Consider the following 17095-nt stretch of genomic DNA (forward strand, 5'->3'; position numbering starts at 1 on the left):
CGCATGACCGAAGACCAACTCGAACAGGAAACCCTGGGCTGGCTGGCCGAGCTGGGCTATGCGGTGCAGCATGGGCTGGACATTGCGCCAGACGGCGCCAACCCTCAGCGCGCGGACTACCGGCAGGTGGTGCTGCCGTTCCGGCTGCGCGAGGCCATTCAGCGGCTGAATCCTCAGGTGCCCACGGCGGCGCGGGAAGACGCGCTGCAGCAGGTGCTGAACCTGGGGGTGCCGGCCTTGCTGTCGGCCAACCGGGCGTTCCACAAGCTGCTGGTGGGCGGCGTGCCGGTGCAGTACCAGCTGGACGGCGAAACCCGCGGCGATTTTGTGCGGCTGGTGGATTGGGCCGATGCCTCGCGCAACGAGTTCTGGGCCGTCAACCAGTTCAGCATCAAAGGCCCGCGCCACACGCGCCGTCCGGACATCATCCTGTTCGTCAATGGCCTGCCGCTGGTGCTGCTGGAGTTGAAGAACCCGGCCGACCAGGCGGCCGACATCTGGAAGGCGCACGACCAGATCGAGACCTACAAGGCCCAGATCCCGGACGTGTTCCAGTACAACGAAGTGCTGGTGATCACCGACGGCACGGATGCGCGCCTGGGCTCGCTCTCGGCCAATGCCGAGCGCTTCATGCAGTGGCGCACGATTGACGGCGTGGCGCTGGACCCGTTGGGCGAGTTCAACGAGCTGGAGACGCTGGTGCGGGGCGCATTGGCGCCGCGCCTGCTGCTGGACTACCTGCGGTTTTTCGTGCTGTTCGAGGACGACGGCACGCTGGTCAAGAAGATTGCCGGCTACCACCAGTTCCACGCGGTGCGGGCGGCGATCGAGCATGTGGTGGCGGCTTCGCGCGCCGACAGTCCGGCAGCGCTGCAGGGCAAAGGCGGCGTGGTGTGGCACACGCAGGGCAGCGGCAAGAGCATCACCATGACCTGCTTCGCGGCCAGGGTGATGCAGGAGCCTTTGATGCAGAACCCGACCATCGTCGTCATCACCGACCGCAACGACCTGGATGGCCAGTTGTTCGGCGTGTTCAGCCTGGCGCAGGACCTGCTGCGCGAGCAGCCGGCGCAAGCCAGCACGCGGCAGTCGCTGCGCCAGTTGCTGGGCGGGCGGCCATCGGGTGGCATCGTCTTCGCCACGATCCAGAAGTTCATGCCTGGCGAGGACGAGGACATGTTCCCGGTGCTGTCCGACCGCCGGAACATCGTGGTGATTGCCGACGAGGCGCATCGCACGCAATACGGCTTCGAGGCGAAGCTGAAGACGCGCAAGCTGCGGCCAGATGCGGATGCGGGCAAGAGCCCGGCACGGGCCATCGTGGCCAACGATGGTTCACCGCTGGTGACGGCGCTGACAGCGGACTTTGTCCCGCCAAGCTATGCGGCCTCCTACCAGGTGGGCTATGCCCAGCACCTGCGGGACGCGCTGCCGCACGCCACCTTCGTGGCCTTCACCGGCACGCCGGTGAGTGCGGCCGACCGCGACACACGTGCAGTCTTCGGCGACTACATCCATGTCTACGACATGCAGCAGGCCAAGGAAGACGGCGCCACGGTGGCCATCTACTACGAAAGCCGGCTGGCCAAGCTCAAGCTGAAGCAGGAAGACCTGGCGCTGCTGGACGACGAAGTCGACGAGCTGGCCGAGGACGAGGAGGAAAGCACGCAGGCGCAGCTCAAATCGCGCTGGGCGGCGCTGGAAAAGGTGGTGGGTGCCGAGCCGCGCGTGGCCAGTGTGGCGGCGGACCTGGTGGCGCACTTCGAGGAGCGCAACAAGGCCCAGGAAGGCAAGGCCATGGTGGTGACCATGAGCCGCGACATTTGCGTGCACCTCTACAACGAGATCATCAAGCTGCGCCCGGATTGGCATGACGACGACCCCGAGCGCGGCGCCATCAAGATCGTCATGACCGGCAGCGCCAGCGACAAGGCCTTGCTGCGGCCACACATCTACAGCGGCCAGGTGAAGAAGCGGCTGGAAAAGCGCTTCAAGGATCCCAAGGACCCGCTGCAACTGGTCATCGTGCGGGACATGTGGCTGACAGGCTTCGACGCGCCTTGCGTGCACACCATGTACGTGGACAAGCCAATGAAGGGGCACAACCTGATGCAGGCGATTGCCCGCGTCAACCGCGTGTTCTGCGACAAGCAGGGCGGCCTGGTGGTGGACTACATCGGCATTGGCAATGAGCTCAAGGCCGCGATGAAGGAGTACACCGCCAGCCAGGGCCGTGGCCGGCCGGCGGTGGACGCGCACGAAGCGCTGTCAGTGCTGCTGGAGAAGCTCGATGTGCTGCGCGCCATGCTGCACGGCTTTGACTACTCGGCCTTCAAGATCGGCGGCCACAAGACGCTGGCGGGCGCTGCCAACCATGTGCTGGGCCTGAAAGCCGAGCCAAAGGACAGCCAGCGGGATGGCAAGAAGCGTTTTGCGGACGCGGCGCTGGCCTTGAGCAAGGCCTTCAGCCTGTGCTGCACGCTGGACGAGGCCAAGGCCGTGCGTGACGAGGTGGCGTTTCTTCAAGCCGTGAAGGTCATCCTGACCAAGCGCGACCTCAGCACGCAGAAGAAGACCGATACCCAACGCGACGCGGCCATTCGCCAGATCATCAGCCAGGCGGTGGTCAGCGAGCGGGTGGTCGACATCTTCGATGCCGTGGGCCTGGAGAAGCCCAACATCGGCCTGCTGGACGATGCCTTCCTGGCGCAGGTGAAGAACCTGCCGGAGCGCAACCTGGCGGTTGAACTGCTGGAGCGCCTGCTGGAAGGCGAAATCAAGAGCAAGTTCGCCAGCAACGTGGTGCAGCAGAAGAAGTTTTCCGAGCTGCTGAGCGGCGTGATCACGCGCTACCAGAACCGCAGCATCGAGACGGCGCAGGTCATGGAAGAACTGGTCGAGATGGCCAAGAAATTCCGCGCCGCAGCCAGCCGGGGTGAGCAACTGGGCCTGACAGAAGACGAGGTGAAGTTCTACGACGCGCTGGCCAGCAACGAATCAGCGGTCAAGGAACTGACCGATGAAACGCTGAAGAAGATCGCCCACGAACTGACCGAGAGCCTGCGCAAAAACGTCACCGTGGATTGGTCGCAGCGTGAAAGCGTGCGAGCCAGCCTTCGATTGATGGTCAAGCGGGTGCTGCGCAAGTACAAGTACCCACCAGACAAAGCCGATGCGGCTGTGGAGCTGGTGTTGCAGCAGGCCGATGCGCTGGGAGAGGCCTGGGCCTGACCTCGCGCTTCGGCCGCCGTCAAACTCAGATCGCGCTGGCCTTGCTGCCAGTGGCCACGGCAGCGGGGCCGCGGTCCTGCGTGCTGGAGATCACTTCGACCTTTTCGAACGACGTTGCGACGCCGCTGTTCCGGCGCTCCCACTTTTCGGCGGGGGTCAGCTGGCGCGAGGTGATCTTCAGGACCTGGCGGGTCGGGTATTCGCCGGCGGCGCGGGCCTGGGCGATGGCCACGTCCTTGGCCACGCCGGTGTGAATGGCGTAGGCCGCACGGGGGCCTGGGACGAGGTGTTCTTCAACGCGGACGTTGGACGACCCGGCCTGCGCGGTATCGCTGAAACCGGCAGTCTGGCCGCCCACGGCGCGTTGGTAGATCTGTTCCGGCGAGGCGGACGAGCCAGCTGCGAACGACGAGGCGGCGGCCAAGCTGATCAGGGCGCCCAGGGCCAGGGTCTTGGCGGTCTTGGAAGCGGAAGTGTGGAGGGTGAACATGGTGAAACCTCTGAGGAATGGGTCAGTGGGCTCGCTCAGGGAATCGGCACTTCGTTGTCGGTTCTGCTTGCCCTGGGTGCATTGCAGCATAGGGTTTTCACTAGTGCTTCTGGACCTCGTTTTTGACCTCATTCGAAGTGTGCGCAATCGTTTGCGCGCCTCGCGTTCACTGCTTTTATGGAGTATGGGAGGCTTGGCCGGGGCTGAAGCTGGTTCCAGGACGTCTTTCGGGCGTGCGCCCCAAGGCCCGGCCGGCTTCAGCGTTTGACCGTCGCCGGCTTGTCGCCTTGGGCGACAGGACCGGGACCGGTATCAGGCGCGCTGGACAGCACTTCCACCTTCTCCCAGGGCGACACGTAGCGGCCGTTGACGCGGTCCCATTGCTCGGCCGGCGAGAGCTGGCGCGTGGTGATGCGCACGACCTGCCGGATTGGTACTTCACCGCCGGCGCGGGCCTTGGCAATGGCTTCGGCCTTCGGTACGCCGGTGTGGATGGCATAGGCCGCGCGCGGCCCCGGTTGCAGCCGCTCTTCGATGCGCACTGCCTGCGAAGGCTTGCCGTCGCCGCAGCCCCAGGTCTGGCCGGCAACCGCGCATTGATAGGTCTTGTCCTGCGGGTCGGACGGACCGAGCGCGTACGAGGCGGTCGTCGCGACGAAGGAGGCGATGGCGACCAGTGCCGTGACCGCCGCCTTGGGTACGTGAAATGTGCGCATGGTGATCCCCTGATGCTGGTTGGACCGCGGCGGACGCCGCGGGCATCAGGAGGCCGGCGCTGCGACTGGGCTGGCGCGGCGGTCCTGACAGCTGAACCATAGGATTCGCCCGGGCGAGGCGAATCTGCCATGCGGGGGGTGAGGCGGCCACACTTTGGGACGGCCGCCTCTTGCCCAGAAGCCTTCAGAACCCGGCGAGTACCACTTTGCCCAGCGCGCGGCCGCTTTCGATCAGCGCATGGGCGCGCTTCAGGCTGGCGGCGTTGATGCTGCCGAAGTTCTCGCTCGCGGTGGTGCGCACGCGGCCGGCATCCACCAGCTGCGCCACCTCGGCCAGCAGCTCGCCCTGGCGGTGCATGTCCGGTGTCTCGAACATCGGGCGGGTGAACATCAGCTCCCAGTGCAGCGACAGCGCCTTGGTCTTGAGCTTCATCGCGTCCAGGCCGTCCATGTCGTCAATGCAGCCGATGGCGCCTTGCGGCTTCAGCGCTTCGATGATCTGCGGGTAGTGATGCGCCGTCTGCGTGAGGGCGGCGACGAAGTCGGCCTGGCCTTCGCCCGCGGCTAGCAGCTCTGTGGCCAGGGGCTTGCTGTGGTCGATCACCGCATGCGCGCCCAGGTCCAGGCACCACTGGCGCGTCTCGGCACGCGAGGCGGTGGCCACCACGCGCAGTTGCGTGAGCTGCCGCGCCAGCTGGATCAGGATGGAGCCCACGCCGCCGGCGCCGCCAATCACCAGCAGCGTCTGCCCGGCGCCGCCGCCCTGGGCCACGCGCAGCCGGTCGAACAGCAGCTCGTAGGCGGTGATGGTGGTCAGCGGCAGCGCGGCGGCCTGGGTGTCGTCCAGCGAATTGGGCGCCAGCGCGGCGATGCGCTCGTCCACTGTATGCAACTCGCTGTTGGCACCTGGCCGGTTGATCGCCCCGGCGTAGTACACCCGGTCGCCCGGCTTGAACTTCGCCACGGCCGCACCCAAGGCTTCGACCGTGCCCACCGCGTCCCAACCTAGCACACGCGCCTGGCCTTCGGGGGGCGGGCTGTTGCGGCGCACCTTGGTGTCGACAGGGTTGACCGAGATGGCTTTGACGCGCACCAGCAGGTCGCGCGCGCCAGGCGCGGGTGCTGGCAGTTCAAGGTCGAGCAGCGCGTCTGTGTGGTCGACGGGCAGGTTCTGGCGGTAACCAATGGCTTTCATGGTGCGGTCCTGTGAGGTCCTGTGAAGAAGGGAATGGCTTCACTGTAGAATTTCAACGCCTCGTTGATAAGTCGATGACGACACTATCATCTTCAAATGAAGATTGACAATCCCGGCGACCTGCGCGTGCTGCTTCAAACGGCTCGCGGCGGTTCGCTGACGGCGGCGGCCACCGCGCTGGGCATCACGCCCGCCGCCGCCAGCGCCACGCTGAAGCGCCTGGAGCAGCAACTCGGCACGCGGCTGTTCGAGCGCTCCACGCGGGCCATGCGCCTCACCGCCGCCGGCCAGACGCTGCTGGACTACGCTACGCGTGCCTTCGAGCTGCTGGAAGAGGGCGAAGCGCAATTGGCAACGGACGCTGGCGCGCTGGTCGGCACGCTGCGCGTGGCCGCACCTTCGGATCTCACGCGCACCGTGCTGTTGCCCTGGCTGGACGAATTCCTCGCCATGCACCCGGGGCTGCAGCTGGCACTTTCGGTGGGCGACCGGCCGCGCGACGTGGTGCGCGACGAAGTGGACCTGGCGCTGCGCTACGGCGCCTTGCCGGACTCGCGCCTGGTCGCTCGGCGCCTGGCCGTGGGGCGCATCGTGCTGTGTGCCTCGCCGGCCTACCTGGCGCGCCATCCGGCGCCGCAGAACCCGCAGGACCTGCTGCGCCACAACTGCCTGATCTTCGACCGCGGCGGCAAGCCCTACAGGCGCTGGCGCTTCGGCCAGCAGGGCCAGTGGACGGAGGTGACGGTGCATGGCGACCGCAGCGTGGACGACGCTTCGCTGGCGCGCGACTGGGCGCTGGCCGGCGCCGGCATCATGCTGCGCTCCGAGCTGGACCTGCTGCGCCACCTGGCGTCCGGCGAATTGGTTCCGCTGATGATCGACTGGGAAACCGAGCCGTATCCGCTGCACGCGCTGCTGCCCAGCGGCCGCTTCGTGCCGCGGCGGGTGCGGGCGCTGGTGGACTTCCTTGCCAAGCGCTTTGAGGCGCTGGACGCCGCTGGCGCTGCCGGGCTGGCTACACCTTGATCGGCATCGGCCTGTCCAGCGAGTCGGCGTCCTTGCAGAAGTAGCTGTCGGCCAGGTAGACCGCGTCGTACTGGCGCACGTCGTAGTGCACCCAGGTCGGTGCGATGGAAGAAGGCTCCAGCGCCTTGCGGTTGGCAGCTGTCCAGCCGATCTGGGCGTTCGAAAGCTCCACCAGCTTGCCGCGCACGGCATCGCACTTGACCGCGTCGTCGCGCTTGCTCTCGCCGGCCTTGAGCGCAATGTCCAGGTCCACCGCTTTGCCGTGGTGGTTGGTGCTGGTGCGTTTGTGCTGCTGGTTGTCCACGCTGCAGCGGTAGCCCGAGCTGAACGAGAACTGGTGCTCAGGCATGTAGAAATACGCCGCCCGCACGGCCCACAGCAGCATGCGGTGGATGCCGGGGTATTCGTACAGGTTGTTGATCTCCTGGCCCTGGCCGCCCGGCAGGTACTGGCCACGGAACAGCCCGCGGCCAAAGCCGCTGCAGGTGCCGCAGGGGCACTTCAGCTGCTTGAAGTCGATCGGGCAGCGTTGCGCGAACTGGTCGATGGCGATGAAGGTCGCCTTGTCCACCACCCGCGTCGGGCTGGCCATCTTCATCACGTCTCGCTGGAACTGCTGCACCTGCAGCTCGGTGCCCGAGCCGAAGTCGCCGTCCGGCAGCGTGCCGCGGAATCCCGCCAGCCGCAACTGCAGCTCGGCCACGTCCGGGCCCTTCATGTCTTTTTGCAGAACGCGTTCACCGTAAGCGGGCATGTGCATCTCCTTGGCAATCGTTGGCATGAACCACAGGGGAAGGGACGGCCGCAGTGTGCGGCCGGCAGGGCGGGCCGCACGTCCCCACCTTGGGGGAACAAAGCCTGGCCCGTCATCCTCTTGAACGATTGTTAAGCGTTTAATTTGGACAAGCTTAGAAAGCCGATGCGCGGCGATTTGCCTGTCTGGATCAGATGCGGGATAGCCCTATTGGCACTGCGCAGGCAGCGGCTCAAAAATCCGCGCACAAGATTAAGCGTTTAACTTAAATATTTCTACCTCAAAGGCGGTGCTGCTGTGGCATGCCGCCCCGCTTGGTCTGAATGCCACCCTTGGAGACAAAGGAGTTCCCGATGACCGGATCGCTGACCCGCCGCGCTGCGGCCCACACCTTGCTGGCTGCGGCCGCGCTCACCGCCATGCTCGGCGCCAGCGTCGCGCACGCGGCCGATGGGAGCCTGCTGATCTGGATCAACGGCGACAAGGGCTACGAAGGCATTGCCAAGATCGCCGAAAAGTTCAGCGCCGATACCGGCATCGCCGTCAAGGTCGAGCACCCGGAAGACGCCATCGCCAAGTTCGAGCAGGCCGCCGCGGCCGGCAAGGGCCCGGACATCTGGATCTGGCCGCATGACCGCGTTGGCAGCTGGATCTCTGCCGGCCTGATCGCGCCCGTCACGCCAAGCAAGAAGACGGTGGACGCCATCGACCCGCTGGCCTGGAAGGCCTGGCGCATCGGCGGCAAGACCTGGGGCTACCCGCTGTCCATCGAGGCCCTGGCGCTGATCTACAACAAGGCCCTGGTGCCCACGCCGCCCACCACCTGGGACGAGGTGGTCGGCCTGGACAAGAAGCTCTCGGCCCAGGGCAAGCGCGCCATCATGTGGCCGATGACGGAGATCTACTACTCCTACGGCCTGATGTCCGCCGGCGGTGGCTATGCCTTCAAGCGCAACGCCGACGGCACCTATGACGCCAAGGACACAGGTGTCAACAACCCCGGCGCGGTGCGCGGCATCGAGACGCTGATGTCGCTGATCAAGGCCGGCGTGATGCCCAAGACCGCCAGCTATGCCGAGGCCGAAGCGGGCGTCAACGAGGGTCGCGTGGCCATGACGATCAACGGCCCCTGGGCCTGGAACAACCTGAAGAAAAGCAAGATCAACTTCGGTGTCGCCCCGTTCCCGAAGATCGACGGCAAGCAGGGTGGCCCGTTTGTCGGCGTGCTGGGCGCGATGATCGCCACCAACAGCAAGCAGAAGGAAGCGGCCAACGAGTTCCTGGAGAACTACCTGCTCTCAATGGACGGCCTGAAGGCGATGAACGCCCACGTGCCGCTGGGCGTGCCAGCCAACAAGGCCTACTACGCCGAGCTGAAGTCCGACCCGCTGATCGCCGGCACCTTTGCCGCCGCCCAGTCCGGCACGCCGATGCCCAACAACACCGAGATGACCCGCTTCTGGACCGCGATGGCCGCCGCGCTGCAGAACATCACCCAGGGCCGCGAAACCGTGAAGGACGGCCTGGACCGCGCCGCCAAGCGCATCCAGGGGGAGTGATCCCCGCGGCCCCGTGCTGGCGCAACCGCTGAGCCCCAGGCGACAGTGGCTGGCATCCGGGTGGGCGAGGGCGGCCAGTGCACCGTGGGCCTGCGCGTGATGCGCCGGCCGCTCAGTCGAGCGAACGCAAGGCGGCCACCAGCGGCTCAAGGCCATCGGCTGCGGCGGCCGCCCGATCAGCGATTTCGGGCTCACGGCCGCCCTTTATGCACGCCTGCTCCAGTGCCTCGGCAGCACGCTGGAGGGCGTGCGCGCCGATCTGCCCGGCCCCGCTCTTCAGGTCGTGGGCCAGGCGCATTGCGCCATCCGCGTTGCCGCCGGCCCGGGCCGCGTGAAACTTCTGGCGGAAGTCCTGTTGCTGATCGCGGAACAGGCGCAGCAGGCGGCGGTACAGCACAGCGTCGCCCATCACGGCGTCAAGCCCGGCGCTCGCATCCAGGCCGGGCACCTGATCGGGCAGCTCGGTCGCGAGCCGCGACGCTGCCGCCACGGCGATCGGCCCGGCGCCACCCGGTTGGATCCAGCGCGCGATCGTTGCGAACATTTCGTTGACCTTGATCGGCTTGGCAATGTGGTCGTTCATGCCCGCAGCCAGCACCTTCTCCCGGTCGCCAACCATGGCGTTGGCCGTCATCGCAATCACCGGCAGGTCCTTCAGCCGCGGGTCGCGGCGCAACTCGCGCGTCGCCGTGTAGCCGTCCATCACCGGCATCTGGCAGTCCATCAGCACGCCATCGAACGGTTCACGCTGCAGTCGCTCGAGCGCTTGTGCGCCGTCACCGGCAACGCTGACGACGATGCCGGCACGGCCCAGCAACTCGACCGCGACTTCGCGATTGATCAGGTTGTCCTCAACCAGCAGAATGCGCGCGCCCTTCAGACCGGCGCGGTGCGCCGAACTGACGCGCTCACGCAGGCGCGCTCGGCTGGTCGGGTCCAACATCAGGCCGAGCGCGGCGCAGCAGGCTTCGTACAGTGTCGACGGCGTGACTGGCTTGGTGAGCAGAGCGCCCACCTTCAGCGAAACCTCGTCCAGACGTCTTTCGATCTCGTCGCGGCCGAACCCCGTCAGCATCATGACGGCCGGTGCAGGGTGGCGCAGTGCGCGATCACGAATGCGGCGCACGCACTCGACACCATCCATGCCGGGCATCTTCCAGTCGACCAGCAGCAGCTGATAGGGCACGATGCTCGCATCGGCCTGCGCCATTGCCGCCAGGGCCTCCTCGCCGCTGCTGGCCGCTTCGGCATGCATGCCGAGCGCGCCGGCCATCTTGCACAAGAGTTCGCGTGCGGCTGCGTTGTCGTCGACCACGAGCACACGCGCCTGCAATGAGTCGACGGGCGTGGGTGGGTCCAACGCGGCGTCCGCTGGCAAGCCGAAGCGGGCGCTGAAATGGAAACGGCTGCCCTGCCCCGGTGTGCTCACCACCCCGATCCGGCCGCCCATCAGCTGCACCAGCTGCTGGCTGATCGCCAGCCCCAGTCCTGTGCCGCCGTAGCGGCGGCTGGTTGACGCATCGCCCTGCACGAAGGGCTGGAACAACCGGGCGCAGTCCGCGGCATCGATGCCGACTCCGGTGTCACGCACTTCGAAGCTGAGCACCACCGACGCGGCATCGCGTTCAAGCAGCTGCACGCCGATCGACACTTCGCCACGTTCGGTGAACTTGACGGCGTTGTTGCCCAGGTTCAGCAGGACCTGGCCCAAACGCGAAGGGTCGCCCAACAGCAAGGGAGGCAGTCCCGGCGGCAGCACGAGCAGCAGCTCCAGACCCTTTGCCTCGGCCTTCAGCCCCACCAGATTGCTGGTGTCGTCCAGCACCTCGGCGACGCTGAACGGGATGTGTTCGACATCGAGCTTGCCGGCCTCGATCTTGGAGAAGTCGAGGATGTCGTTGATGATGCCGAGCAAGGCCTCGGCCGAGCGATGAACCTTGGTGATGTAGCCGCGCTGCCGGGCGTCGAGATCGCTGCCGAGCGCCAGGTGTGACATGCCGATGATCGCGTTCATCGGCGTGCGGATTTCGTGGCTCATGTTGGCGAGGAACTCGCTCTTGGCCCGGTTGGCGGCCTTGGCCATTTGTTGCGACTGTTCGAGGTCGGCGGTGCGGGACCGCACGCGTTCCTCCAGACTTTGGTTGAGCAAGCGGATCTCTTCGTTGACCCGTTTGCGCGCCGTCACGTCGGAGAACACCGCGACGCCGCCGCGCGCCGCGCCTTCGGCATCGACCAGCGGACGCGCCGTCACGATCAGCCAGCGCCCTTCGGGGCAACTGGCATTGCGCAGGTACAACTCGACTGCGTCGCAGGACTGGCCGCGAACCGCACGCGCGAGCGGCAGGTCCACGACCGGGTAGGGAGTTACCTCGTCGGGCAGGTAGATGCCGAGCATCCGCGACCAGTCACGCGCGTCGACAACCTTGTCGACGGGGCCGAGGATCTGCTCGCCCGCCGGATTCATCAGGATCAGATTGCCCTGCTCGTCGGACACGGCGACGCCATCGCCAATGCTGTTGAGGATCAGCCGCAGGATGCCGGCCTGGTGCTGAATCTCGTCCTGCGATTGCGTGAGGCGGGTGTTGATCACTTCGAGCTGGCGCTGCGAGCGCCGCAGGAACACGACGAACACGATGGCCCCGGTCAGCGTGATGATGCTGCCGCCCAGCACCGTCCACAACCAGCGCTGCTGTAGCGCCCGTTGCGCCAGCTCAGCCGTCTGCTGCTCGTTGCGGCGTTCGAGTTCGGCAATCTGCCGCCGCCGGCTCTCGGATTCGTAGCGCTGCGCCAGCTCAACCATGTGGCTGCTGGCCTTCTCGCGCGCGGCCTTGTCGGTCATGTTGGAGGCTTCGAGCAGCAGCTCATAGCCTTGCCGGGCATTGCCGGCAGCCGCGACCACTGCGGCCAGCCGCCGCGCGCTTTCGCTGCGGTAGAGCGGGAAGCCGATTTGCTGTGCCAGTCGATAGGCCTCATCGGCGGCGGCGCGAGCCTCGGCCCTGCGGCCTTGCGCTTCGAAGTTGCTGCTCCGCGCGTTCAACACGAACCACTGGCCAATGAGGTTCGGGTGTTCGAGATAGCGCGCGAGCACCTCGTCGAGCAATTGCCCGGTCTCGGCAAGACGACCCTGCTTGCGCAGCAACTCTGCCAGCCCGAATTGTGCAAAGCTGATGCTGAACGGCATGCCGATCGCGCGGTACAGCTTGATCGCTTCGCGACAGAGCCGTTCGCCGGCCGCCATATCGCCGAGCCCGGCCACCACGCCGCCCAAGTTGGAGAGCGCATCGGCCTCGAGCATCCTGGAGCCGGCCCGTTGCGCCTGCACTCGCATTTGTTCGAAATGCTCGCGCGCCTCTGCAAGGCGACCGCTTTGGTTGAACGAGATGCCCAGACCCTGGTGTGCGTAGGCCAGCACACGCGGCTGGCTCGTGCGCTGGGCGATCTCCATCGCCTGCATCGTCATCGTGACCGACTCGTTGACCTGGCCGATACGGCGGTACGACATTGCCATGCGCAGCATCGCCTCGCCGAGCAGGTCGGGCCGGTCGACCCCATCGAGCACGGCCAGGCCTTGCGTCGTGGCAGCCACGGCGGCGTCGATGCGGGCCTGGTTGATCGCGCTCAGCGCGATGTTGAGTTCGGCCTCGGCCTGTCCGACACGATCGTCCGATGCCTTGGCGAGCGCCAGCGCCGCGCTGGCATGCCCGGCCCCGGCTTCGGTCTGCGCGAGATAGACCTCGGCGCGCGCCACCAGGTTCAGCGCCCGGGCCCGGTCCACCGGCGAGGCGTCCACGGGCAGCGCCGCCAACAATTGCTGTGCCTGGTGAAGGGCACGTGGCGCGTCGTTTTCGACCAGCTCGCGGGCCTGGGTGGCCTCGAGATTCCAGGCGGCGTTGGGCGGGATTGACGATGCGACGGCATGGTTCATGCCGATCAACAAGGCGTTCAAGACGATCACGCTGGACATCCGCCATGCTGCGAGTCGTCGACCAGGTGTCTGCATACCGCCCACTGCCACTCCCGATCAATCCATTGACACTTCTTCGAGACGACGGCCGCCGCCGATGCGGCCAGGTTGCCATTGTCGCGCCAGCAGGCGGCTGCCTGTCCTGCTTTAGAAGCGCATTTGCAGCTGGGCGGTCTCAGAAGCGGAGCGTCGCGCCGAGGCCGATCTGAATGTCGTTGATCCAGGCGCTCTGCGGTCGTGTCGCGACCGTGTAGTACGAAGTCCGGCGCGTGTTCAGCAGGTTGTTGCCTTCGAGCGCAAGCGTGAGTTGTGTGCTGACCTTCCAGCGCAGCGACGCATCCAGCCAGCCGTAGCCGCGCGTGTAGACAGGCTGCGAGCCCAGGTTGACGATGTTGGTGATCCCGCTCAAGAACCGGCTTCGCCAGTTGTAGGCGAGGCGGGCCGACACCTGGCCGAATTCGTACAGACCGATCAGGTTGCAGCTGTTCTTCGAAAAGTTCTGCAGCGGCAGCCCGGTGCCCCGCATTTCGCTGTCCACGTAGGTGTAGTTGGCCTGCAGTCCCAGCCCGCGCCAGGCGCCCGGCAGCCAGTCGAAAAACTGCTGGTAGCCGATCTCCAGGCCGCGCACGTCGGCCATCGGCCCGTTCTGCGGCCGGCTCACCTGGTAGGTCACGCCGTCATGGGTCTCGGGATCGCTTACCGTCGTGACGAAGCCATCGACCTTCTTCACGAACCCGGTCAGATGGGCCAAGGTGGTGGCACTGAAGTAGGTCTCCAGCGCCAGGTCGAGGTTGCGCGAGCGCACCGGCGCCAGCCCGGGGTTGCCGGCGGCGCCCTGGTTGAGGGTCGGGTCGACCGAGTTGCGGACCAAGGTCACCGACGGCGACAGCTGGTCGAAGTTCGGCCGCGTCAGGGTCTTGGATGCGGCGGCGCGCAGCTGCCATCCGGGCGCCAGCCGGTAGCGCAGATTCACGCTGGGCAGCAGGTCGACGTAGCTGCTGGCGATCGTGATCGGCGCGGTGCTGCCGGTGGCGGGCAGCGCCTGATTGCCGTCGACAGACTCGCTGGTGCGCACGATGCGCAGGCCTGCGTTGCCGTCCAGCGGCCAGGCCGAGGCCTTGAACACCGTTGCCGCATAGGCCGCCTGGGTGTCCTCGCGAATCGTCCACAGGCCCAGCGGGTTGCCGCCGGCGGGGATCGGCGTGGTGATGCCGAAGGCACTGCGGTAGGTCACCGCATCGCGGGCCGCGTCGAGGTTGCCGACGATGTAGTGCGCCAGGCTGTTCGAAGATCCCGTGCCGAGAAAATCGCCATAGGGATTGGGAACTGCAAAACCGGCCTGGTCCGCGGCCGACACCCCGGACACGGGCGCATCGGCGAAGACCAGCCCGGGGCTGTCGGTTGCGCCGCGCCGCGCGAAGCGCAACCCGGCCTCCAGCGTCCGCAAAAAGCTGCCTTGCAGCACTTGTTCGAGATCGATCGTCCCGGCTGCAAGGTGGCCCTCGAACGGGCGAGTGCGGTAGGCGATCGAGCTGACCTGGAAGTTGTGCGGATCGAGCAGATCGGTTCCGCCGACCCGGGTGAACGGTACCGGCGTCGACACGTCCTGCGTGAAGCTCGCGGCCGTTCCCGCGAGCGTCGGACCCGAAAAGAACAGGTGGTTGAAGCTCCGCGCGTGACTGAGGTCGAGCTTGAGGGTCGTGGCTTCATCGCGCCAACTGCCGCCAAGCGCGGCACTGCGGGTGCGGTCGGTGGTGTCGCGCGCGAAGCTGAGGATGGAGATCGGTGCGTTGGTCCAGGTGATGCGCCGCACGTCGCTGGTGCCCGGGAACAGTTGCACACTGTCTGCCTGAAACGTTGGTGCGGCCGACGCGTTGATCTGGTACGAGTCCTGCCGCGTGGCCAGCCGAGCGCTGATGGCCTCGGCATAGAGTTCGAGCTGCTCGTTCGGCCGCCACTGCAGCACGCCCGCAATGCCGGTGCGCCGACGCAGGCCGACACTCGTGGCTTCCGACGTGCTGCTGGCCACGTTGACGATCTGGCCCGCCACGATGTCGCTGCGCGCGATGGGATTGCCGGTGCTTTTCTGATCTTCGCGCCATGCACGGTCCTGGCGCGAAACGTTCACGAGCAGGCCGAACTCGCCGGCGCCGGCCGTCTGCCAGCGGTCGGACGCCAGCACCGAAAACTGGTTCGCCCCGGCCTGTGCGAGCTGCGAGTCCACACGCCGCAGCGAGATGGCCGCCTCGCGCCCGGCGAAGTCGAAGGGCCGGCGGGTGCGCATGTCCACGAGGCCGCCAATGCCGCCTTCGATCTGGGACGCCGACGAAGTCTTGTACACGCGAAGGCTGGCCAGCATCTCGGCGGGAATGTCGGCAAATTCGAGGTTTCGCCCGGTCCCTGCACTGAAGACCTCCCGGCCGTTCAGCGTCGTCTGCATCTGCGTGAGGCCGCGGATGGCGGTGGCGGTGCCGTCGCCCCGGTCACGTGCGACCTGGACGCCGGTGACGCGCTGCAGCGCATCGGTCACGCTGAAGTCCGGCAGTTTCAGGATGTCGTCGGCGAGCACCGCATCGACGACCTCCAGTGAATTGCGTTTCAGCTGCTGGGCCGACATCAGACTGGCGCGGGTTCCGGTGACGACGACCTGAGCCAGCTGCTCCGTTGTGCCAGCCGTGGCCGGCGAGGGCTCCGGATCGACCGGTTGGCCACAGGCCCACAGCGGTGACGCCGCCGCAAGCAGCCCGGCAAGTGTCCGGCGCGAAGCCTGCGCCGGGTGGGGGCTGGAGCCAGGAGCAAGCGTCGTCACACTCATTCTCATGGTGTCAATACTTCACGCTTTACCGCATCGATTTCCGTCGCCTATTGTGTACCCCATTTCTCGGATGGCGGCGCGAAGCCTCAGGTCATGCCGATCACCGGCTCACCACTCCGCCACGCTCCCGTCCTTGTGGCGCCAGATCGGGTTGTGCCAATCGGGCGCGTTCTTGGCGGCGCGGATCACGCGTTCTTCGTCCACTTCCACGCCCAGGCCGGGCTTGGGCAGCGCATGGATGTAGCCGTTGGCTATGCGGAAGTCTTCCTTGTTGATGACGTAGTCCAGCAGCTCGGCACCTTTGTTGTAGTGGATGCCCATGCTTTGTTCCTGCAGCACGGCGTTGTGCGAGACGAAGTCGACCTGCAGGCAGGCGGCGAGTGCCACCGGGCCGAGCGGGCAGTGCGGTGCAAAGGCCACGTCGTAGGCCTCGGCCATCGAGGCGATCTTGTGGCATTCGGTGATGCCGCCGGCGTGCGACAGGTCCGGCTGCACGATGGCGATGCCGCCGGCTTCGAGCACGCGCTTGAACTCGAAGCGCGAGTACATGCGCTCGCCGGCGGCCAGCGGGATGCTGGTGGACGCGGCCAAGCGCGCGTAGTGCTCGGCCTGTTCGGCCAGCACCGGCTCTTCGACGAACAGCGGACGGAACGGCTCCAGCGCCTTCAGCAGCGGCTTGGCCATGGGCGCGGAGACGCGGCCGTGGAAGTCGATGCCGAAGCTGACCTGGGTGCCCAGCGCGTCGTGCACGCCGGCGATCTTGGCCACGGCGGTGTCGATGGCGCGCGGCGTGTCCAGCAGGCCGAATTCCTCGGTACCGTTGAGCTTGAAGGTGTCGAAGCCGCCTTCCATCAGGCGCTGCATGTCGGCCACGATGTCGGCCGGCCGGTCGCCGCCGACCCAGCTGTAGACCTTCATCTTGTCGCGCACCAGGCCGCCCAGCAACTGGTAGACCGGTACGCCCAGGGCCTTGCCCTTGATGTCCCACAGGGCCTGGTCAATGCCGGCGATGGCGCTCATCAGGATCGCGCCACCGCGGTAGAAATGGCCGCGGTACATGGTCTGCCACAGGTCGTTGATGCGCATTGGGTCCTGGCCGATCAGGGTCTCGGCGAATTCCTGCACGGCGGCTTCGACGGTGCGGGCCCGGCCTTCAAGCACGGGCTCGCCCCAGCCGGTGATGCCTTCATCGGTCTCGACCTTGAGGAACATCCAGCGCGGGGCAACGCGGTAGGTGGTGAGGCGGGTGATCTTCATCTCAACTTCTCTTCGGGGGATCTTCGGGGAGTGGTGGCCTGGCGGGCAGAACATCGCACAAGTGGATGGCGCCGGGGTGGCCAATACC

At 66.6% G+C, this 17095-nt stretch carries 10 protein-coding genes; 3 read left to right on the plus strand and 7 right to left on the minus strand.

The window, feature by feature from the left end:
* Window positions 1–3: 3 nt before the first annotated feature.
* Window positions 4–3231 carry a type I restriction endonuclease subunit R gene (locus tag LRH25_RS19570; protein ID WP_141284250.1) on the plus strand — a complete coding sequence of 1076 codons (3228 nt, stop codon included), beginning with the start codon at window positions 4–6 and terminating at the stop codon, window positions 3229–3231.
* Window positions 3232–3256: 25 nt separating this feature from the next.
* Here the strand turns inward: LRH25_RS19570 and LRH25_RS19575 are convergent, their stop codons facing one another.
* The 3 genes from LRH25_RS19575 to LRH25_RS19585 all read right to left on the minus strand — a co-directional run bounded on the left by LRH25_RS19575 (window position 3257) and on the right by LRH25_RS19585 (window position 5632).
* Complete coding sequence (locus tag LRH25_RS19575) at window positions 3257–3721, minus strand: hypothetical protein (RefSeq protein ID WP_141284252.1); 465 nt, start codon at window positions 3719–3721, stop codon at window positions 3257–3259.
* 257 nt (window positions 3722–3978) lie between these two features.
* Entirely contained in the window at window positions 3979–4437 is a 459-nt protein-coding gene (locus LRH25_RS19580; RefSeq protein ID WP_141284254.1) for a hypothetical protein, read from the minus strand.
* A 184-nt stretch (window positions 4438–4621) separates the two neighbouring features.
* Window positions 4622–5632, minus strand: coding sequence for a zinc-binding alcohol dehydrogenase family protein (locus LRH25_RS19585; RefSeq protein ID WP_141284256.1), 1011 nt, complete (start codon window positions 5630–5632; stop codon window positions 4622–4624).
* Window positions 5633–5728: 96 nt separating this feature from the next.
* On the opposite strand from LRH25_RS19585, the gene LRH25_RS19590 reads away from it, so the two are divergent.
* The gene (locus tag LRH25_RS19590; RefSeq protein WP_231011985.1) at window positions 5729–6658 is read left to right on the plus strand and encodes a LysR family transcriptional regulator; all 930 of its coding nucleotides are present in this window, start codon (window positions 5729–5731) and stop codon (window positions 6656–6658) included.
* Here LRH25_RS19590 and LRH25_RS19595 read toward each other — a convergent pair.
* On the minus strand, window positions 6648–7412 hold the full coding sequence (locus tag LRH25_RS19595; RefSeq protein ID WP_141287462.1) for a peptidoglycan-binding domain-containing protein: 765 nt from the start codon (window positions 7410–7412) through the stop codon (window positions 6648–6650). The genes LRH25_RS19590 and LRH25_RS19595 overlap by 11 nt on opposite strands.
* 353 nt (window positions 7413–7765) lie before the next feature.
* Between LRH25_RS19595 and malE the strand changes: the two genes are divergently transcribed.
* Window positions 7766–8971, plus strand: coding sequence for a maltose/maltodextrin ABC transporter substrate-binding protein MalE (malE, locus tag LRH25_RS19600; RefSeq protein WP_141287463.1), 1206 nt, complete (start codon window positions 7766–7768; stop codon window positions 8969–8971).
* Window positions 8972–9083: 112 nt separating this feature from the next.
* On the opposite strand, the gene LRH25_RS19605 is transcribed toward malE, so the two are convergent.
* The 3 genes from LRH25_RS19605 to dgoD all read right to left on the minus strand — a co-directional run bounded on the left by LRH25_RS19605 (window position 9084) and on the right by dgoD (window position 17007).
* Window positions 9084–12935 (minus strand): response regulator, encoded by a 3852-nt coding sequence (locus LRH25_RS19605; RefSeq protein WP_170200841.1) that lies wholly within the window; start codon window positions 12933–12935, stop codon window positions 9084–9086.
* A gap of 175 nt (window positions 12936–13110) precedes the next feature.
* On the minus strand, window positions 13111–15750 hold the full coding sequence (locus LRH25_RS19610) for a TonB-dependent receptor (protein ID WP_141287465.1): 2640 nt from the start codon (window positions 15748–15750) through the stop codon (window positions 13111–13113).
* 108 nt (window positions 15751–15858) lie between these two features.
* Entirely contained in the window at window positions 15859–17007 is a 1149-nt protein-coding gene (dgoD, locus tag LRH25_RS19615; RefSeq protein ID WP_141287466.1) for a galactonate dehydratase, read from the minus strand.
* Window positions 17008–17095: the final 88 nt, after the last annotated feature.

Origin of the sequence: Ideonella azotifigens (assembly GCF_021043325.1) — a bacterium.
Taxonomy (GTDB): Bacteria; Pseudomonadota; Gammaproteobacteria; order Burkholderiales; family Burkholderiaceae_C; genus Ideonella; species Ideonella azotifigens.